The 18,989-nt window shown below is 59.8% G+C and carries 19 protein-coding genes and 2 tRNA genes; 16 read left to right on the forward strand and 5 right to left on the reverse strand.

Annotation, left to right across the window (positions count from 1 at the left end; genetic code table 11):
- The first annotated feature begins 3 nt into the window (after nt 1–3).
- The 3 genes from AACW18_RS03250 (at nt 4) to AACW18_RS03260 (ending at nt 3,677) form a co-directional block, all read left to right on the forward strand.
- Nucleotides 4–1,560, forward strand: coding sequence for an ABC transporter substrate-binding protein (locus AACW18_RS03250; protein WP_218290548.1), 1,557 nt, complete (start codon nt 4–6; stop codon nt 1,558–1,560).
- Between the two features lie 97 nt (nt 1,561–1,657).
- Nucleotides 1,658–2,632 (forward strand): ABC transporter permease, encoded by a 975-nt coding sequence (locus tag AACW18_RS03255; RefSeq protein ID WP_042652803.1) that lies wholly within the window; start codon nt 1,658–1,660, stop codon nt 2,630–2,632.
- A 103-nt stretch (nt 2,633–2,735) separates the two neighbouring features.
- Complete coding sequence (locus AACW18_RS03260) at nt 2,736–3,677, forward strand: ABC transporter permease (protein ID WP_042652802.1); 942 nt, start codon at nt 2,736–2,738, stop codon at nt 3,675–3,677.
- A 77-nt stretch (nt 3,678–3,754) separates the two neighbouring features.
- Here AACW18_RS03260 and dxs read toward each other — a convergent pair whose 3' ends face one another.
- The 3 genes from dxs to xseB are packed head-to-tail and all read right to left on the reverse strand — an operon-like array spanning nt 3,755 to nt 6,784.
- Nucleotides 3,755–5,620: a 1-deoxy-D-xylulose-5-phosphate synthase gene (gene dxs / locus AACW18_RS03265; RefSeq protein ID WP_218387835.1), complete on the reverse strand. Its 1,866-nt coding sequence runs from the start codon at nt 5,618–5,620 to the stop codon at nt 3,755–3,757.
- Nucleotides 5,621–5,641: 21 nt separating this feature from the next.
- Nucleotides 5,642–6,532, reverse strand: a complete 891-nt coding sequence (ispA, locus tag AACW18_RS03270) for a (2E,6E)-farnesyl diphosphate synthase (protein WP_218290550.1) — start codon at nt 6,530–6,532, stop codon at nt 5,642–5,644.
- Nucleotides 6,533–6,784, reverse strand: a complete 252-nt coding sequence (gene xseB, locus AACW18_RS03275) for an exodeoxyribonuclease VII small subunit (RefSeq protein ID WP_042652799.1) — start codon at nt 6,782–6,784, stop codon at nt 6,533–6,535.
- A 234-nt stretch (nt 6,785–7,018) separates the two neighbouring features.
- Between xseB and pomA the strand changes: the two genes are divergently transcribed.
- The 3 genes from pomA (at nt 7,019) to greA (ending at nt 9,301) form a co-directional block, all read left to right on the forward strand.
- The gene (gene pomA, locus AACW18_RS03280; RefSeq protein WP_042652798.1) at nt 7,019–7,777 is read left to right on the forward strand and encodes a flagellar motor protein PomA; all 759 of its coding nucleotides are present in this window, start codon (nt 7,019–7,021) and stop codon (nt 7,775–7,777) included.
- 8 nt (nt 7,778–7,785) lie between these two features.
- Nucleotides 7,786–8,679, forward strand: a complete 894-nt coding sequence (locus AACW18_RS03285; protein ID WP_218387836.1) for a flagellar motor protein MotB — start codon at nt 7,786–7,788, stop codon at nt 8,677–8,679.
- A 145-nt stretch (nt 8,680–8,824) separates the two neighbouring features.
- Nucleotides 8,825–9,301, forward strand: a complete 477-nt coding sequence (gene greA / locus AACW18_RS03290; RefSeq protein WP_042652796.1) for a transcription elongation factor GreA — start codon at nt 8,825–8,827, stop codon at nt 9,299–9,301.
- Nucleotides 9,302–9,349: 48 nt separating this feature from the next.
- Here the strand turns inward: greA and AACW18_RS03295 are convergent, their stop codons facing one another.
- Together AACW18_RS03295 and yhbY are read right to left on the reverse strand one after the other, a co-directional pair.
- Nucleotides 9,350–9,943, reverse strand: coding sequence for a PilZ domain-containing protein (locus tag AACW18_RS03295; RefSeq protein WP_218387837.1), 594 nt, complete (start codon nt 9,941–9,943; stop codon nt 9,350–9,352).
- A gap of 105 nt (nt 9,944–10,048) precedes the next feature.
- Complete coding sequence (yhbY, locus tag AACW18_RS03300) at nt 10,049–10,345, reverse strand: ribosome assembly RNA-binding protein YhbY (protein ID WP_042652794.1); 297 nt, start codon at nt 10,343–10,345, stop codon at nt 10,049–10,051.
- Between the two features lie 97 nt (nt 10,346–10,442).
- Here yhbY and rlmE point away from each other — a divergent pair, with 97 nt between their 5' ends.
- The 10 genes from rlmE (at nt 10,443) to nusA (ending at nt 18,979) form a co-directional block, all read left to right on the forward strand.
- Nucleotides 10,443–11,072 (forward strand): 23S rRNA (uridine(2552)-2'-O)-methyltransferase RlmE, encoded by a 630-nt coding sequence (rlmE, locus tag AACW18_RS03305; RefSeq protein WP_042652793.1) that lies wholly within the window; start codon nt 10,443–10,445, stop codon nt 11,070–11,072.
- A gap of 45 nt (nt 11,073–11,117) precedes the next feature.
- Complete coding sequence (ftsH, locus tag AACW18_RS03310; protein ID WP_042652792.1) at nt 11,118–13,070, forward strand: ATP-dependent zinc metalloprotease FtsH; 1,953 nt, start codon at nt 11,118–11,120, stop codon at nt 13,068–13,070.
- 84 nt (nt 13,071–13,154) lie between these two features.
- Nucleotides 13,155–14,000: a dihydropteroate synthase gene (folP, locus tag AACW18_RS03315; RefSeq protein ID WP_218387838.1), complete on the forward strand. Its 846-nt coding sequence runs from the start codon at nt 13,155–13,157 to the stop codon at nt 13,998–14,000.
- 17 nt (nt 14,001–14,017) lie between these two features.
- Nucleotides 14,018–15,352 carry a phosphoglucosamine mutase gene (gene glmM, locus AACW18_RS03320; RefSeq protein WP_042652790.1) on the forward strand — a complete coding sequence of 445 codons (1,335 nt, stop codon included), beginning with the start codon at nt 14,018–14,020 and terminating at the stop codon, nt 15,350–15,352.
- Between the two features lie 130 nt (nt 15,353–15,482).
- Nucleotides 15,483–16,247 carry a triose-phosphate isomerase gene (gene tpiA, locus AACW18_RS03325; protein ID WP_218290555.1) on the forward strand — a complete coding sequence of 255 codons (765 nt, stop codon included), beginning with the start codon at nt 15,483–15,485 and terminating at the stop codon, nt 16,245–16,247.
- Entirely contained in the window at nt 16,248–16,574 is a 327-nt protein-coding gene (gene secG / locus AACW18_RS03330) for a preprotein translocase subunit SecG (protein WP_025326063.1), read from the forward strand. It begins immediately after the preceding gene.
- A gap of 9 nt (nt 16,575–16,583) precedes the next feature.
- Nucleotides 16,584–16,668: transfer RNA gene (locus tag AACW18_RS03335), tRNA-Leu, on the forward strand.
- Between the two features lie 92 nt (nt 16,669–16,760).
- Nucleotides 16,761–16,837: transfer RNA gene (locus AACW18_RS03340), tRNA-Met, on the forward strand.
- 166 nt (nt 16,838–17,003) lie between these two features.
- The gene (rimP, locus tag AACW18_RS03345) at nt 17,004–17,462 is read left to right on the forward strand and encodes a ribosome maturation factor RimP (protein WP_042652788.1); all 459 of its coding nucleotides are present in this window, start codon (nt 17,004–17,006) and stop codon (nt 17,460–17,462) included.
- A gap of 14 nt (nt 17,463–17,476) precedes the next feature.
- The gene (gene nusA, locus AACW18_RS03350) at nt 17,477–18,979 is read left to right on the forward strand and encodes a transcription termination factor NusA (protein ID WP_042652787.1); all 1,503 of its coding nucleotides are present in this window, start codon (nt 17,477–17,479) and stop codon (nt 18,977–18,979) included.
- Nucleotides 18,980–18,989: the final 10 nt, after the last annotated feature.

Raw genomic sequence — 18,989 nt, forward strand, 5'->3', positions numbered from 1 at the left:
GACATGAAGAAAGGATTATCCAAGATTGCCATGGCGCTGTTCGCCGCTGGTCTCGCGTTTAACGTCTCTGCCGCCAACATCACAGTGGCCGTCGCCTCCGACGCCACCTCGCTGGATCCGCAGGAGCAGCTCTCCGGCCAGACCCTGGAGATGTCTCACCTGGTGTTCGATCCGCTGATGCGTTACACCCAGGATCTGCAGTTCGAGCCGCGCCTGGCCGAGAAATTTGAGCGCATCGACGACAAGACAGTGCGTTTCCACCTGCGCAAGGGCGTCAAGTTCCACTCCGGCAACGCGTTCACCGCCGATGACGTGGTCTGGACCGTCAACCGCCTGAAGGCCTCTCCCGACTTCAAGGCCATCTTCGACCCCATCGCCGAGGTGAAGAAGGTCGATGACCTGACCGTCGATCTGATCACCGCCAAGCCGTTCCCGCTGGTGCTGCAGACCGTCACCTACATCTTCCCGATGGACTCCAAGTTCTACACCGGCAAGGATGAAGCCGGCAAAGACAAGGCCGAGATCGTCAAGAACGGCAGCTCCTATGCCTCCACCCATGTCTCAGGTACAGGTCCGTTCAGCGTCAAGTTCCGTGAGCAGGGCGTCAAGCTCGAGTACGTTCGCAACGCCAACTACTGGGACAAGGCTTCCAAGGGTAACGTCGAGAACCTGACCGTGGTGCCGATCAAGGAAGATGCAACCCGCGTAGCCGCCCTGCTGGGTGGTGACGTGGACATGATCTACCCGGTCGCCCCGAACGATCTGGAGCGCGTGAAGAACGGCAAGGATTCCCAGCTGGTCACCCTGTCCGGTACCCGTGCCATCATCATCGAGCTGAACCAGAACACCAACCCGGCGCTGAAAGACAAGCGCGTGCGCCAGGCGATCAACTACGCCATCAACCAGGTGGGCATAGTCGACAAGATCAACAAAGGCTTCGGCACCCCGGCCGGCCAGCTGAGCCCGAAAGGCTATGCCGGCTACAACGAGGCGCTCAAGCCCCAGTATGATCTGGCCAAGGCCAAGGAGCTGATGAAGGAAGCCGGTTACGAGAAGGGCTTCAAAGTGAGCTTCATCTCCCCGGCCGCCCGTTACGTCAACGACGTCAAGATCGCCCAGGCGGTCTCCGCCATGCTGTCCAAGATCAACATCAAGGTGGATCTGAAGACCATGCCGGTGGCCCAGTACTGGCCCGAGTTTGACAAGTGCGCCTCCGACATGCAGCTGATTGGCTGGCATGCGGACACCGAAGACAGTGCGAACTTCTTCGAGTTCCTGACCTTCACCAAGGATGCCAAGACCGGCATGGGTCAGTACAACTGCGGCGGTTATGCCAACGCAGAAGCTGACAAGATGGTGATGGAAGCGAACACCGAGACAGATCCGGCCAAGCGTGCCGCCATCCTGCAGAAGGTGGAAGCCATGCTGATCGACGACGCTGCCTATGTGCCGTTGCACTGGGAAGACCTGGCCTATGGCGCCAAGAAGAACGTCGACATCAAGCCGGTGGTCAACGTGATGAACTTCCCTTACCTGGGTGACCTGGTGGTCAACAAGTAAGTAGAGTCGCAAGGAAGGACCCGGCGGGGGCAGCCATCGGCGCCCCCGCCATTAACAGAAGCCTGTGCCAAGACACAGGCCACGTAGAAGGACAAGCATGTTTACATTCCTGCTGAAACGGTTCTATCAGGCCGTGATAGTGATGTTCGTCATCAGCCTGGTCGCCTTCTCCATCCAGGACAACCTGGGGGATCCGCTGCGCGAGCTGGTGGGACAATCCGTCTCCGAGTCCGTGCGCCATGAGTTGCGCGAAAAGATGGGCCTTAACGATCCCTTTTTGGTGAAATACAGCCGCTTCTTGCAGAACGCAGTGCAAGGGGATCTGGGCACCTCCTACTTCTTCAAGCGACCAGCCCTCGAGGTCATCCTCGACAAGCTGGTGGCTACTCTTGAGCTGGTCTTTGCCGCCGCGCTGATCATCGTCGCCGTCTCCATTCCGCTGGGGGTTTACTCGGCGATAAGGCCACGCAGCTTCCTGACCAAGCTCATCATGGCGGTGAGCAGCATCGGCATCTCGATCCCGGTCTTCCTGACCGCCATCATGCTGATGTTCGTGTTCTCCATCCAGCTCGGCTGGCTGCCGGCCTATGGCCGTGGCGAGACCTACAACCTGCTGGGCTGGGAGTCGGGCTTCTTCACCTGGGATGGCATCAAGCATTTGATCCTGCCCGCGGTGTCGCTCTCCTCCATCATGCTGCCGCTGTTTATCCGGCTGGTGCGCTCCGAGATGCTGGAGCAGCTCTCCTCCGAGTACGTCAAGTTCGCGCGCGCCAAGGGGCTGGACAACAACAAGGTCTACTATCAGCACGCACTCAAGAACACCATGCTGCCGGTGATCACCGTCGGCGGCGTGCAGATCGGCACCATGGTGGCCTACACCATCTTGACCGAGAGCGTGTTCCAGTGGCCGGGCACGGGCTTCCTGTTCCTCGAGGCGATCCACCGGGTCGATACGCCGCTGATCACCGCCTACGTCATCTTCGTCGGGCTGATCTTCGTGGTGACCAATACCCTGGTCGACCTGCTCTACGGGTTTATCAACCCGACCGTTAACTTGACCGCCAAGGGGTAACACATGACTAATGCTGTGACTGTGAGCCGCTGTTTGACATGGCGCAACCATGCTGGCCGTGTCATCAACCCGGCTGTCTACCTGGCTACGAAGGGGTAAGCGCATGAGTAATGCAGTAACTGCGAGCCCAAGCCGCTGGGCTCGATTCAAGAACTCCGACATCGTCTACTACTTCCTGCGCGATAAAGTAGCCATGTTCAGCTTCGCCGTGTTCGTGGTGTTCGTGCTGGCCGCACTGCTGTCGCCCTGGATCGCGCCGCACAACGTCTACGATCAGACCAGCTTCGATCTGATGGATGCGGAGCTGCCGCCCTCCTGGCTGAGTGGTGGCGAGGAGCGCTTCTGGCTCGGCACCGACAACCAGGGCCGCGACATCTGGAGCACCATCCTCTACGGTGCCCGCATCTCGCTCACCATAGGCCTGTTCGCGGTGGGGCTGCAACTGGTGCTGGGCATCGTCATCGGCCTCATCGCCGGTTACTTCGGTGGCCGCATCGACAACCTGCTGATGCGCTTCGCCGATGTGCAACTGTCGTTCTCCACCATGATGGTGGCGATCATCATCTCCGCCATCTTCCAGGCCAGCTTTGGCTCCGAGGTCTACTCCGAGTTCGCCATCGTCATGCTGGTGGTGATCATCGGCATCGCCGAGTGGCCGCAGTACGCCCGTACCGTGCGCGCCTCGGTGCTGGCCGAGAAGAAGAAGGAGTATGTGGAAGCGGCGCAGGTGATGGGTTTCCGCGCCCCGCGCATCATGTTCCGTCACATCTTGCCGAACTGCCTGTCGCCCATCCTGGTCATCTCCACCGTGCAGGTGGCGAACGCCATCATGAGTGAGGCGGCGCTCTCCTTCCTGGGTCTCGGCATGCCGGTGGATCAGCCGTCGCTCGGCTCCCTCATCAGCGTGGGCTTCAACTACATCTTCTCCGGCTCCTGGTGGATCACCGCCTTCCCGGGGATCTGTCTGGTGGTGCTGGTGCTGGTGATCAACCTGCTCGGCGACTGGCTGCGGGATGTGTTTAACCCGAAGATCTACAAGGGCTGATGGCCTGATCCAGATCGCATCAAGCAATAAAAAAGGGCGCCTGTTCGGCGCCCTTTTTCTATCTGTGTGCTGGCTCGTCAGGCCTGTTGCCAGGCCTGGATGCTGGCCAGGATGCCCGCGTCGTCGAGTCCCAGCAGGGCGTAGATCTCCTCCTGGGTGCCCTGCTCGATAAAGCGGTCGGGCAGGCCCAGGTTGAGCACCGGCTTGCACTGCTTGGTACGCATCAGCAGCTCGTTCACCGCCGAACCGGCACCGCCCATGATGGCGTTGTCTTCCAGGGTGACAAACTGGGAGTGGGTGGCGGCCAGGGCGAGCACCAGTGCCTCGTCCATGGGTTTGACGAAGCGCATGTCCACCAGGGTGGCGTCCAGCGTCTCGGCGGCGGCCTTGGCCTGATGCAGCAGGGTACCAAACGCCAGTATGGCGGTGCCCTTGCCTTCACGAAGGATGCGGCCCTTGCCCAGCTCCAGCGCCGTCATCTCGCTCATGATCTCGGTGCCAGCGCCGCTGCCACGGGGATAACGCACCGCAGTCGGCTGATTGCACTGGTAGCCGGTGTAGAGCATCTGGCGACACTCGTTCTCGTCGGAGGGGGTCATCACCACCATGTTTGGCACGGTGCGCAGGAAGCTGATGTCGAATGCGCCCTGGTGGGTGGGGCCGTCGGCCCCCACCAGACCGGCGCGGTCGATGGCAAACAGCACCGGCAGCCCTTGCAGCGCCACGTCGTGGATCAGCTGGTCATAGGCTCGTTGCAGGAAGCTGGAGTAGATGGCCACCACCGGCTTCTGGCCGGCGATGGCGAGGCCGGCGGCGAAGGTGACCGCATGCTGCTCGGCGATGGCCACGTCGAAGTAGCGATCCGGGTACTGCTGGCTGAACTTGACCAGCCCCGAGCCCTCGCGCATGGCGGGGGTGATGCCGACCAGCTTCTCGTCTCTGGCGGCCATGTCGCACAGCCACTGGCCGAAGATGGCGGAGAAGGTCGGCTTGCCGCCCCCGCTCTTGGGCAGGGCACAGTCGTCCGGGTTGAACTTGGGCACGGCGTGATAACCGATGGGATCTTTCTCGGCCGGCTCGTAACCCTTGCCCTTCTTGGTCTTGACGTGCAGCAGCTGCGGCCCCTTGAGGTTGCGCATGTTGCGCAGGGTCTCGACCAGGGCGTTGATGTCGTGGCCGTCGATGGGGCCTATGTAGTTGAAGCCGAATTCCTCGAACAGGGTGCCAGGCACCACCATGCCCTTGAGGTGCTCCTCGGCCCGCTTGGCCAGCTCCTTGACCGGAGGCAGACCCGCCAGCACCTTCTTGCCGCCTTCGCGGATGGTGGTGTAGAGCTTGCCGGACATCAGCCGGGCCAGATGGTTGTTGAGCGCGCCCACGTTCTCGGAGATGGACATCTCGTTGTCGTTGAGCACCACCAGCATGTCCTTGTGAACGTCACCGGCGTGATTGAGCGCCTCGAATGCCATGCCGGCGGTGATGGCGCCATCGCCGATCACCGCCACCACCTTGCGACCCAGCCCTTCGCGCTCGGCGGCGACCGCCATGCCGAGTGCCGCACCTATGGAGGTGCTGGAGTGGCCGACGGAGAGCACGTCATACTCGCTCTCGTCGCGCCAGGGGAAGGGGTGCAGGCCGTCTTTCTGGCGAATGGTGTGAATGCGTTCGCGCCTGCCGGTCAGGATCTTGTGGGGATAGGCCTGGTGGCCCACGTCCCACACCAGCCGATCGAAGGGGGTGTTGTAGACGTAGTGCAGCGCCACCGTCAGCTCGACGGTGCCGAGACCGGAGGCGAAGTGGCCGCTGGAGCGGCTCACCGAGCGCAGCAGGTACTCGCGCAACTCGTTGCACAGCACGGGCAGCCGCTCGAAGGGCAGGGATCGCAACTCGACCGGCGTATCCGCGAGGGCCAGGTTGGGGAAATTGCTTATATCAACGCTCATATTGTTACTGTTATCCAGCGTTTAGTGGGTTCGCTCGATGATGTAATCGGCAAACGCTTCCAGAATGTCGGTATTGTAGGGCAAGGATTGCAGTGCTGTTAAGGCCTTGTCATGCAGTTCGCGAGCCAGCTCACGGGCATTATCGAGCCCGAGCAGGGCCGGATAGGTGCTCTTCTCCTGCGCCAGATCCGAGCCTTGCGGCTTGCCCAGGGTCGCGGTATCGCCGGTGATGTCGAGGATATCATCCTGCACCTGGAAGGCGAGCCCGATGGCGGCGGCATAGGCTTGCAGCGCGGCCAGGGTGGCGGGGGCCACATCGGCCTTGCACAGGGCACCCAGGGTGACGGCGCACTCGATCAGCGCCCCCGTCTTGTGGCGGTGCACCTGCTCCAGCTCGGCGAGGCTGATCTGGCGGCTCTCGGCCTCCAGATCCAGCGCCTGACCGCCGCACATGCCGAGATAACCCGAGGCGCGCGCCAGGGTACTCAACATCTTCACCCGGTTGGCCAGAAGCGAGTCGGGCAGGGGATGGTCCGCCAGGATCGAGAACGCCAGGGTCTGCAGGGCATCGCCGGCCAGGATGGCGGTGCCTTCATCGAACGCCTTGTGCACGGTCGGTTGGCCGCGACGCAGATCGTCGTTGTCCATGGCGGGCAGATCGTCGTGCAGCAGGGAGTAGGCGTGAATGCACTCCACCGCGGCGGCCGGCCCGTCGAGCCGCTCACTCGGCACCCCCAGCATCTCGCCGACGGCGTAGACCAGGAAGGGGCGTACCCGTTTGCCGCCGAGCAGCAGACCGTATTTCATGGCGTCCCGCAGGCGAGGCGCCATGGCGGGCAAGGCGTCAAGCTGCGCCGACAGACAGTCGTCGATGCGACGACGGTGCAGGCGGGAGAAGTCGTCCAGCGTCACTCACTGCTCTCCTTGCTCTGGTCGAAAGGGGGTCAGTTGCTCGCTGCCATCGGCCTGCGTCAACAGGATCTGGATCTTCTGCTCGGCCTGCTCCAGCTTCTGCTGACCGGCCCGGACCAGATGGATGCCCTGTTCGAACTGCTTGAGCGCCTCCTCGAGGGGGAGTGACCCCTGTTCAAGTTGATGCACTATGGCTTCCAGCTCTTCCAGGGTGGCATCAAAACTCAGACGGTCGATTTTTTTACTGGCCATGTCCATCCTCGGGGATTGAAAAAAACGGCTCATCTTAACATCGACCGGGCAGCGGGGGGAGGCAGAAAAGCGCGCCGCGCTCAAACTATCGCGACCGCGGCCGATAAGAGCGGGCCGGCAACCATGCATGGCTTGCCGGCCGTTGAGCTGTGTCAGGCTTGCCGCCCGAGGCGCAATAGCAGAAAATTCAACAAAGTATAAATAAATGGCAAGTTCGGCGACAGGAGTAGGGATGTGGATTTAGGCAGTCTGATAGGCATAGTGCTGGGGTTCGGGGTCGTGGTGTACGGTATGTCGTTGGGTGGCCCCATGACCATGTACGTGGATATGCCCTCGGTCTATATCACCATACTGGGTTCGCTGTTCATCGCCATGATGAAGTTCAACCTCAGCCAGTTCTTGATGGCGTTCAAGGTGGCGGGCAAGGCCTTCATGTACAAGGGCGACAAGCTGGATGATCTGATCACCAAGGCGGTCGAGCTGGCCGACTCGGCGCGCAAGGGGGGCTTCCTGGCCCTGGAGGCGGCGGAGATCCCCAACACCTTCATGAAGAAGGGAATCGACATGCTGGTGGACGGCCATGACGCCGACGTGGTGCGGGCCGTGATGGAGAAGGACATAGAGCTGACCTCGGAGCGTCACGTCATCGCCATCAAGGTGTTTCGCGCCCTCGGCGACCTCGGCCCTGCCATGGGCATGATAGGGACGCTGGTGGGACTGGTGGCCATGCTGGCCAACATGAGCGACCCCAAATCCATCGGCCCGGCCATGGCGGTGGCCCTGCTGACTACCCTGTATGGCGCCATCGAGGCCAACATGATCGCCATCCCCATCGCCGACAAGCTGGAGCTGCGCAGCGGCGAGGAGCGCCTGAGCCGGACCCTGATCCTTGACGCTATCATGGGCATCCAGGATGGCCAGAATCCCAGAGTGATCCAGGCGATGCTGCAGAACTATCTGCATCAGTCCAAACGCAACAACGGGCTCGAGTAGGAGGCCGCATGTCAAAGTGCAAGTGTCCGCCGCCCGGGCTGCCCGGTTACATGGGTACCTTCGCCGATCTGATGTCGCTGCTGATGTGCTTCTTCGTGCTGCTGCTCTCCTTCGCCGAGATGGATGTGCAGAAGTTCAAGCAGATCGCCGGCTCCATGGAGAAGGCCTTCGGGGTGCAGAATATCCTGGAGGTCAAAGACATTCCCAAGGGGACCTCGGTCATCGCCCAGGAGTTCAGGCCGGGTCGGCCCGAACCGACTCCCATCGATACCATCATGCAACAGACCATAGACCTGACTCAGACCGAGCTGGAGTTCCAGCCCGGTGAGGCGGATCAGGCCGGTGGCAAGGACAAGACGGATGGCAAACTGAGTGGCGGCGAGACCGCGCAACTGGCCCAGAAGGCGCAGGCGCAGTCCAACGAGCTGGCCAAGATGCTGGCCGAGCAACTGCAGGCCCAGATCCAGGACGGGGCCATCGAGATAGAGGCGCTCGGTCAGCAGATCATCATCCGCATTCGCGAGAAGGCGGCCTTCCCTGCGGGCTCGGCCTTCCTGCAGCCCCAGTTCTGGCCGGTGGTCCGCAAGGTGGCGGCCCTGCTCAAGGATGTGCCGGGGGAGATCACCGTCTCCGGCCACACCGACGATGTCGCCACCGAGGACGAACTGTTCGAGTCCAACTGGGAGCTGTCATCCCAACGGGCGGTGGCGGTGGCCCATCAGATGATCAAGGTGCCCGGCTTCGACGGAGGACGCCTGGTGGTGCAGGGCATGGCGGATTCCCAGCCGCTGGTCCCGAACAACAGCCCGGAGAACCGGCGCATGAACCGGCGGGTGGAGATCGCCATCATGCAGGGTAAACCGACGGTGTCGGCACCGATCGGCGTGTCCGGCCAGAAGTAGCATTAGGCGCAAAGCGCGATCCTGCTCGCAGGGGCTGACATGGATTTTGTGGCGGCTTCATATTAAGATGCCTCATCCGAACCGATAGCTGCGGCTCTCTTTGATTGCCGCAGCTTCTCTTTATAAAGCAACCCAGGTTTCGACTATGAATCATACTCCGATGACTGTTCGCGGCGCCGAAAAGCTGCGTCAAGAGCTCGACTATCTGAAGAGCGAGCTGCGTCCCCAGATTATCGAAGCGATTGCTGATGCCCGTGAACATGGTGATCTGAAAGAAAACGCCGAGTACCATGCCGCTCGCGAGCAGCAGGGTTTTTGTGAAGGCCGCATTCAGGAGATTGAGAGCAAGCTCTCCAATGCTCAGGTGATCGATATCACCAAGATTACCAACAATGGCCGCGTCATCTTCGGTGCGACCGTGACCCTGCTCAAGAGCGAGACGGAAGAGGAAGTGGTGTATCGCATCGTGGGTGACGACGAGGCGGACATCAAACAGAACATGATCTCCGTGAACTCCCCCATCGCCCGTGCCCTGATCGGCAAGGAAGTGGACGATGTCGCCATCGTCAAGACGCCAGGCGGTGATGTGGAGTACGAGATCCTGGAGGTTGTCTACCTCTAAGCTGGAGGGGCGACTGACAGACAGGGGAGCGAGGCTCCCCTGTTGTATTTAGTCCGCCTGGTATTCCTGGACGAAGGCGTCCTGGTGACGCTGGAAGATCCAGTCTCGCAGCTGTTCCCGGTCCGTTTTGTCCAGCTCGAACTGCAGGGCCCAGTCGTGCCGCTGCTTGCGCGAGCGGATGCGCCTGATCAGGGTGCCGCTCAGTGGCAGAGGGGGCAACCCTTCGATCTGCAGGCTGCCGTTGAGGGCATCCCCCTTGGTCAGCGCCGCTGGCAGCCCTTCGACGATCAGGCCGCCGACCGACAGGCTGTGGACCGAATAGTCGCCATCGGCCGTCTGCAGGCTGGCCTTCTCATCGAGGCGCCAGGCGCGCAGATGAGGGTAGCCCAACTCGGTGATGCTCGGGGCGGCGATGCGCAGCTCGGTGTGACCCTCCTCGTCTTCGGTGCAGTGCAGCGGAAAGCGCAGCTGATGGCCGGCGATCCGGGCCTCGAGGACCAGGGGATCGGCCCGTTGCAGCAGGCTGAGCAGGGGGAGGTTCAGATAACCGCGCAGGAACTGGCCGGGGGCCTTGTCCTCGGTGTCTCCCAAGTCCTGCAGCATGGCCAGCTCTTCTTCGGTGAGGATCTGATGCTTGTCCATAGTGGATGTCCGCAAGTATTCATCGCAGGTTAAGGGCCTGGCGACTATTTTGGCAAGCGACTTGGGAAGAAGGGAAATGAAGGAAAGAGCGAATGCTCTTTCCTGTTACTTGCGCGGTAATTGGATCTTGGGTTCAGTCGCCTGACGATAGATGGTCAGCACATGGCCCATGCTCTGTACCTTGATGGAGCCGGTCTCACGGACGATGGCTTCCATCACCAGCTGTTTCATCTCACGATCTTCAGACGACACCTTAACCTTGATCAGCTCGTGGTGGTTCAGCGCCAGATCGATCTCGGCCAGCACACCTTCAGTCAGGCCGTGTTGTCCCAAGAGGACGACCGGCTTCAGGCTGTGGGCAAGGCCCTTGAGGTACTGTTTCTGTTTATTGTTGAGAATCATGGCAATTTCTTCATAAGTCAGGGTTGAAAGGGGCGTATTCTACCCCCACTTAGCCCTTAATACTAATAACCCTTGTGGTTTTTTAAAGTCGACAATCATGACCCAGAAAAAACATTCCCCCAGTTCAACCCGCTGGTTAAAAGAACATTTTGACGATCATTACGTCAAAAAAGCCCAGAAGTTGGGACTGCGTTCCCGCGCCGTGTTCAAGATCGATGAGATCCAGGGCAAGGACAAATTGCTCAAACCGGGCATGACGGTGGTGGATCTGGGGGCGGCCCCCGGTGGCTGGTCCCAGTTTGCCATCAATCAGGTGGGTGACAACGGGCGGGTGATCGCGTGCGATATTCTGCCGATGGATTCCATCGCCGGTGTCGATTTCCTGCAGGGGGACTTTCGGGAGGAAACTGTGCTCGGCGCCTTGCTGGCACGGGTGGGCCCGGACAAGGTTGATGTCGTCATGTCTGACATGGCGCCCAACATGAGCGGTACCCCGCAGGTGGACCAGGCACGCTCCATGTATCTGATCGAGCTGGCGCTGGACATGTGCAATCAGGTCCTGCGTACCAACGGCAGTTTCGTGGTCAAGGTGTTCCAGGGAGAGGGTTTTGATGCCTATCTCAATGAAATTCGTAAACTTTTTTCTGCCGTCAAGATACGTAAACCAGACTCCTCCCGTGCCCGTTCACGAGAAGTCTACATTGTGGCTACCGGTTTTAAACTGTAGTACCCTAACCCTCATCGTTAACTGTCAGTCTGCGAGGTCATTGATTTGAGTGACATGGCGAAAAACCTAATCCTGTGGCTGGTCATCGCCGTCGTGTTGATGTCGGTGTTCAATAGCTTCAGCCCCAGCGATACTACCAGTCGCCAGCTGGACTATTCCAGCTTCGTTAAAGAAGTGACCCAAGAGCAGATCCGTGAAGTGCGGATGGATGGCAAGGTCATTAATGGCGTCAAGCGCACCGGTGAGCGTTTCACCACCATCATCCCGGCGCCGGATCCCCAGCTGCTCAACGACATGCTCAATCACAATGTGAAGGTCATGGGTGAGAAGCCGGAAGAGCCGTCTCTGATCACGTCCATCTTCATCTCCTGGTTCCCGATGCTGTTGCTGATCGGTGTCTGGGTCTTCTTCATGCGTCAGATGCAAGGCGGCGGTGGCAAGGGTGCCATGTCGTTCGGCAAGAGCAAGGCTCGCCTGATGAGTGAAGATCAGATCAAGACCACCTTCGTCGACGTCGCAGGCTGTGACGAGGCCAAGGAAGAGGTCAAAGAGCTGGTCGACTACCTGCGTGATCCGACCAAGTTCCAGAAGCTGGGCGGCAAGATCCCCACCGGCGTGCTGCTGGTTGGCCCGCCCGGTACTGGTAAGACCCTGCTGGCCAAGGCCATCGCGGGTGAGGCCAAGGTGCCTTTCTTCACCATCTCGGGTTCTGATTTCGTCGAGATGTTCGTGGGTGTCGGTGCCTCCCGGGTACGCGACATGTTCGAGCAGGCCAAGAAGTCCTCCCCCTGCATCATCTTCATCGATGAAATCGATGCGGTCGGTCGTCAGCGTGGCGCCGGTCTCGGTGGTGGTCACGACGAGCGTGAGCAGACCCTGAACCAGATGCTGGTCGAGATGGATGGTTTCGAAGGCAACGAAGGCGTCATCGTCATCGCCGCCACCAACCGTCCCGACGTGCTGGATCCTGCGCTGCTGCGTCCGGGTCGTTTCGACCGTCAGGTCGTGGTCGGCCTGCCGGATGTCCGTGGTCGCGAGCAGATCCTCAAGGTGCATATGCGCAAGGTGCCGTTGGCGGATGACGTCAATGCCGCTGTGATTGCACGTGGTACCCCGGGCTTCTCCGGCGCCGATCTCGCCAACCTGGTCAACGAAGCCGCCCTGTTCTCCGCCCGTGAGAGCCGTCGTGTGGTCTCCATGCTGGAGTTCGAGAAGGCCAAGGACAAGATCATGATGGGTGCGGAACGTCGCTCCATGGTGATGAGGGACTCCGAGAAGGAGATGACGGCTTACCATGAGGCGGGTCACGCCATCATCGGTCGTCTGGTGCCGGATCACGACCCTGTCTACAAGGTCTCCATCATACCGCGCGGTCGTGCGCTGGGGGTGACCATGTACCTGCCCGAGCAGGATCGCTGGAGCCACTCCAAGCAGCATCTGGAGTCCATGATCTCCAGCCTGTACGGTGGCCGTCTGGCGGAAGAGCTGATCTACGGTGCCGAGAAGGTATCGACCGGTGCCTCCAACGACATCGAGCGCGCGACCGACATCGCCCGCAAGATGGTCACTCAGTGGGGCATGTCCGAGCGTCTCGGTCCCATGCTCTATGCGGAAGAAGAGGGCGAAGTGTTCCTCGGCCGCAGCATGGCCAAGGCCAAGCACATGTCTGACGACACCGCTCGGGTCATCGACGCCGAGGTCAAGCAGGTCATCGATCGCAACTACGCCCGCTCCAAGCAGATCCTGCTGGACAACATGGACGTGTTGCACACCATGAAAGATGCACTGATGAAGTACGAGACCATCGACGCCAAGCAGATCGACGATCTGATGGCCCGTCGCGAGGTGCGTGCTCCCAGCAACTGGCACGACGAGCACGGTGATACCCCGCAAGGCGGCGCCAGCGTGAGCAGCGAGCCTGAGGCCAAGAGCCAGGCCGATGACAGCAGCGCACCGCTGACCGACATCGACAAGGCCAACGACATCCCGGCCAAATAATTTGTCATGATCCAAACCCCGGGCTTGCCCGGGGTTTTTCTTTATGCGGATGCTCGGATTTTCTTTAGACAGGTGGAAGCAAAGATGCAACTGAACAGCAAGGGGCGCAGCCTGTCCCTCGATCGCCCCCATGTCATGGGGATCCTCAACGTGACCCCGGACTCCTTCTCCGATGGCGGTCGCTTCAGTCAGGTGGAGCAGGCCATGGCTCATGCGCGCCAGATGGTGGAGGAGGGCGCCACGCTCATCGACATCGGTGGTGAGTCGACCCGCCCCGGGGCGCCCGATGTAAGTGCGCAGGAAGAGCTGGACCGGGTGATCCCGGTGGTTGAGCGGATGGGGCAGGAGCTGGATGTCATGATCTCCCTCGACACCTCGAAAGCCGTCGTGATGCGCGAAGGCTGCGCCGTAGGTGGCCATCTCATCAACGACGTGCGGGCCCTGCTCGAGCCTGGTGCCTTGTCCGCCGCGGCAGAGGCTGACGTGCCCGTCTGCCTGATGCACATGCAGGGGCAGCCGAGAACCATGCAGGCGGAACCCCATTACGACGATCTGCTGGGGGAGGTGAGGGCCTTCTTCGATGAGCGGATCGTGGCCTGCCTGGCCGCGGGCATAGCGCGCCAGCAGCTGTTGCTGGACCCGGGCTATGGCTTTGGCAAGACGGTGGCGCACAACTATCGGCTGCTGGCCGAGCAGCAGAAGTTGCTCGATTACGGCCTGCCGCTCTTGGTGGGGATGTCGCGAAAGTCTATGATAGGCAATCTGCTCGGTCGGTCGGTTGATGAACGGCTGGCCGGCAGTCTGGCCTGCGCCCTGATCGGGTTGCAACATGGCGCCAGGATCATCCGGGTGCACGACGTGCGATCCACCATGGATGCGCTGCGCGTCGGCTGGATGACAATGACGGGACAAGATTTCGTATCCAGATAAAATAACGAGAACAGACCATGACCAGAAAGTACTTCGGCACAGATGGTGTGCGCGGCAAGGTGGGTGAATTCCCAATCACTCCGGATTTCGTGATGAAACTGGGTTGGGCCGCGGGCAAGGTGCTCTCCAAGAAGGGCACTAAGAAGGTGCTGATCGGCAAGGATACCCGCATCTCCGGCTACATGCTGGAGTCGGCACTGGAGGCGGGCCTCTCCGCCGCCGGTCTCAAGGCCATACTGATGGGACCCATGCCCACTCCGGCGGTCGCCTACCTGACCCGCACCTTCCGGGCCGAGGCTGGCATCGTCATCAGCGCCTCTCACAACCCCTATTACGATAACGGCATCAAGTTCTTCTCCGCCGATGGTACCAAGCTGCCGGACGACGTCGAACTCGCCATCGAAGCCGAGCTGGATCACGAACTCAAGTGCGTCGAGTCGGCCGAGCTCGGCAAGGCGCAGCGTATCGACGATGCCGCCGGTCGTTACATCGAGTTTTGCAAGAGCACCTTCCCCACCCACCTGAGCCTAGAAGGGGTGAAGATGGTGGTGGATTGTGGTCATGGCGCCACCTATCACATCGCCCCCTCGGTATTCCGCGAGCTGGGTGCCGAGGTGATCGCCATCGGCTGCAGCCCGGATGGCCTCAACATCAACGACGGGGTCGGCTCTACCGCCCCGGAGGCGCTGGCCGCCAAGGTGCTTGAGTGCAAGGCTGATCTCGGTGTCGCCTTCGACGGTGACGGCGATCGCCTGGTGATGGTGGATCACACCGGTTACATCATCGACGGGGACGAGATCCTCTACATCATCGCCCGTGATGCGCTGCGCAATGGTCGCCTCAAGGGCGGTGTGGTCGGTACCCTGATGGCCAACATGGGCCTGGAGCTGGCGCTGCAGACCCTTGGCATTCCGTTTGCGCGGGCCAAGGTGGGCGACCGTTACGTGCTGGAGATGATGAGCGAGAAGGGCTGGCGCATCGGCGGTGAAAACTCCGGCCACATCATCTGCCTGGATCAGACCACCACCGGGGATGGCATAGTCGCCGCCCTGCAGGTGCTGACGGCGGTGTGCTCCGCCGAGATGCCGCTGGCCAAGCTGCGATCCGGCATGAGCAAGTTCCCGCAGGTGCTGGTGAACGTGCGCTTCGCCGAAGGCAAGGATCCGCTGACCTCGCCAGCCGTGCTCGCCGAAGTCAGCAAGGTGGAGCAGGAGCTGGCCGGTCGCGGCCGCGTCTTGCTGCGCAAATCCGGCACCGAGCCGCTGATCCGGGTCATGGTGGAAGGGGAGCATGAGCAACAGGTGCTCGACATGGCGAACCGCATTGCCCGACAGGTCGAATCGGCGTTTTAATGAGCAAAATGGGCGGCTTTTTAGCCGCCCTGGTTGTATCTTGTTCAAACGATTCGAAAATTCAAAAATAGCGCTTGTCAGCTGACATTCCTCTGGATATTATCAGCCCGCTTTCGCAAGGGAGTTGCCGATGGGACATCGCAAGCCGATTGTAGCCGCCAACTGGAAGTTACACGGTAGTAGGTCGCAGTTAGAACAGTTTACTGGCCAGTGCCTGCAAGGCATCGATGAGCAAGTAGATGTGGTTTTGTGTCCATCCCATGTGCATCTCGACTTCACGGCTTCGCTGCTCGACGGGCAGAGGATGATGAAGTTGGGGGCTCAGAATGTGAGCCAGCACCAATCGGGCGCTTACACGGGTGAAGTCTCGTGTCAGATGCTGGTTGAGGCAGGGTGCCGTTACGTACTGGTAGGGCACTCCGAGCGCAGGCGTCTCTTTGGTGAGACCAGCTTTATCGTCGCAGAGAAGTTTGCGGCAGCCAGAGCGGCAGGCTTGATCCCCATCCTCTGTTTGGGGGAGTCAGGTGCGGCGAGGCAGGCGAGAAGAACCTTCGAGGTGATCGCCGAAGAGCTGGATATCGTCATAGAGAAAAATGGCGCGATGGCTTTCGATAATGCTATCATCGCCTACGAGCCGATTTGGGCTGTAGGTACAGGTAAATGCGCCACACCCGAGCAGGCACAAGAGGTTCATTCCTTTATACGCGGTCGCTTGGCGGAGGATACTCCGGTAATAGGTGAGAAAGTCAGGATCATCTATGGTGGGAGCGTGACACCGGCCAATGCACGAGATTTGTTTGCCCAGCCCGACATTGATGGCGGTCTGATTGGCGGTGCGAGTCTCGATGACAAGGCGTTTTTAGGAATTGTTGAAGCGGCAAAGGGTGCAAGTTAAATGTACGAAATTCTTTTAGTCGTTTATCTGTTGGTGTCATTGGCCCTGATTGGTCTGGTGATGATTCAGCAAGGTAAAGGGGCTGACATGGGCGCCTCCTTCGGCGCAGGGGCATCGAATACCGTATTCGGCTCCGGTGGTTCAGGTAGTTTCCTGACCCGAACAACAGCAATTTTGGCCACTCTGTTCTTTTTGATTAGCCTGGTATTGGGTTCCATGTCCAGCAACAAGGTGAAACAGGGTAGCGAATGGGAAAATCTGCAACAGACTCAACAAGTTGAGCAGACCAAAGCGCCAGTCAAGAAAGACACTGACGTTCCCGAGTAAAGAGTTTTTGCCGTGGTGGTGGAATTGGTAGACACGCTATCTTGAGGGGGTAGTGCTCTAGGGTGTGCGGGTTCGAGTCCCGCCCACGGCACCAATTAAGTAGTGAGCTCGGGTAACCGGGTATATTATAGTCAGTCAGTCTTGTATGACGAGAGTGAAGTGGCTATAATCTCGCACGATTTCGGACGCGGGGTGGAGCAGCATGGTAGCTCGTCGGGCTCATAACCCGAAGGTCGTCGGTTCAAATCCGGCCCCCGCAACCAAATTTCACGCATTTCCTACGCTCAGGAAGGCGGTCGCTGCGAGGCGACAATCAGGGTAAAGCGCCAAGCCCCGATTTGACATCGGGGCTTTTTGTTATGTGCGATTTACTCTGAATCGATCTCTATCTGGGCTTTATGCCCTTTTTTTGTTTTTCGGAGGGTGACTTTGGCTACGTTGGAACAACGTTTGACCGATCTGCTCGAGGCTCCGGTCGTTGCCTTGGGTTTTGAACTTTGGGGTGTTGAGTTTATCCGTGCGGGTAAACACTCGACCTTGCGCGTCTTTATCGACTCGGAGCAAGGCGTGACGGTGGAAGACTGTGCCGAGGTGAGCCGCCAGGTTGGCGCCATCATGGACGTTGAAGATCCCATCACCGAGGAGTACTTCCTGGAAGTCTCTTCGCCCGGTCTGGATCGTCCGCTGTTCAAGGTTGCCCAGTTCGAAAAATACGTTGGCCAAGAGGCGGCGGTTTCGCTCCGGATGGCAACAAATAACCGCCGCAAGTTCAAAGGCGTGATCAAAGCTGTGCAGGGCGACATGGTCACCCTGACAGTGGATGGTAAGGACGAGGTGTTGGCTTTCACCAATATCCAAAAAGCGAACATAGTGCCGAACTTTGGTTAACGAGGCTATCGGATATGAATAAAGAGATTTTGCTGGTCGTTGACGCTGTGTCCAACGAGAAGGCTGTTCCCCGCGAGAAGATCTTCCAGGCTCTGGAGACTGCGCTGGCGACTGCGACCAAGAAAAAATACGAAGGCGAGATTGAAGTTCGCGTCGAGATCGATCGCAAGACCGGTGACTACGACACCTATCGCCGCTGGGTAGTGGTGGCCGATCAGGCCTCCATGGAGAACGCTTACGGTGAAATCACCCTGGAAGCGGCCCAGATAGATGACCCCGAAATCCAGGTGGGTGAGTATGTTGAAGACCAGATCGATTCTGTCACCTTCGACCGCATCACCACCCAGACCGCAAAGCAGGTTATCGTGCAGAAAGTGCGCGAAGCCGAGCGTTCCCAAGTCGTTGACCAGTTCAAGGACAAGGAAGGCACCATCATCAGTGGCGTGGTCAAGAAGAGCAACCGTGACAACGTGATCCTGGATCTGGGCAGCAATGCCGAGGCGGTGATCTTCCGTGACGACATGCTGCCGCGCGAGACCTTCCGTCCGGGCGACCGCATCCGTGGCCTGCTCTATGCCGTACGCCCCGAAGCCCGTGGTTCCCAGCTGTTCGTCAGCCGTTCCAGCCCGGACTTCCTGAAAGAGCTGTTCCGCATCGAAGTGCCAGAAATCGGCGAAGAGATGATCGAAATCATGGGCGCCGCCCGTGATCCGGGTTCCCGCGCCAAGATCGCGGTCAAGACCAACGATCGTCGTATCGACCCGATCGGTGCCTGTATCGGCATGCGTGGTGCCCGGGTGCAAGCCGTCTCCGCCGAGCTGAGCGGTGAGCGTGCCGACATCGTGCTGTACGATGACAATCCCGCTCAATACGTGATCAATGCCATGGCGCCGGCCGATGTGGCCTCCATCATCGTCGATGAAGACAACCACACCATGGACATCGCCGTGGAAGCCGCCAACCTGGCCCAGGCCATCGGTCGCAACGGTCAGAACGTGCGTCTGGCTTCCCAGCTGACCGGTTGGGAGCTGAACGTCATGACCGTCGAGGACATGCGTTCCAAGCACCAGGCCGAGAACGATCGCATCCTGACCCTGTTCACCAGCGCCCTCGACATCGACGACGATTTCGCCGGTCTGCTGATGGAAGAAGGTTTCTCCACTCTGGAAGAGATCGCCTTCGTACCCGTCAATGAGCTGCTGGCCATCGACGGTCTGGACGAAGACATGGTGGAAGAGCTGCGCAAGCGTGCCAAGGATGTCCTGACCACCAAGGCCCTGGCCAAAGAAGAATCCTTCGACGGCGTAGAGCCTTCCGAAGACCTGCTCAATCTGGCTGGCCTCGGTCGCGACATGGCATATGCCCTGGCCGCGCGCGGTGTTGGCACCCTGGAAGATTTGGCAGAGCAAGGTATCGACGACCTTGCCGACATTGAAGAGCTGACCGCTGAGAAAGCCGGTGAGCTGATTATGGCTGCTCGCAATATCTGTTGGTTCGGAGAAGAGCAGTCTGAATAAGATCAAACGG

It is taken from the genome of Aeromonas sp. sia0103, from assembly GCF_963895295.1.
In the GTDB taxonomy this organism is placed as follows: domain Bacteria; phylum Pseudomonadota; class Gammaproteobacteria; order Enterobacterales; family Aeromonadaceae; genus Aeromonas; species Aeromonas encheleia.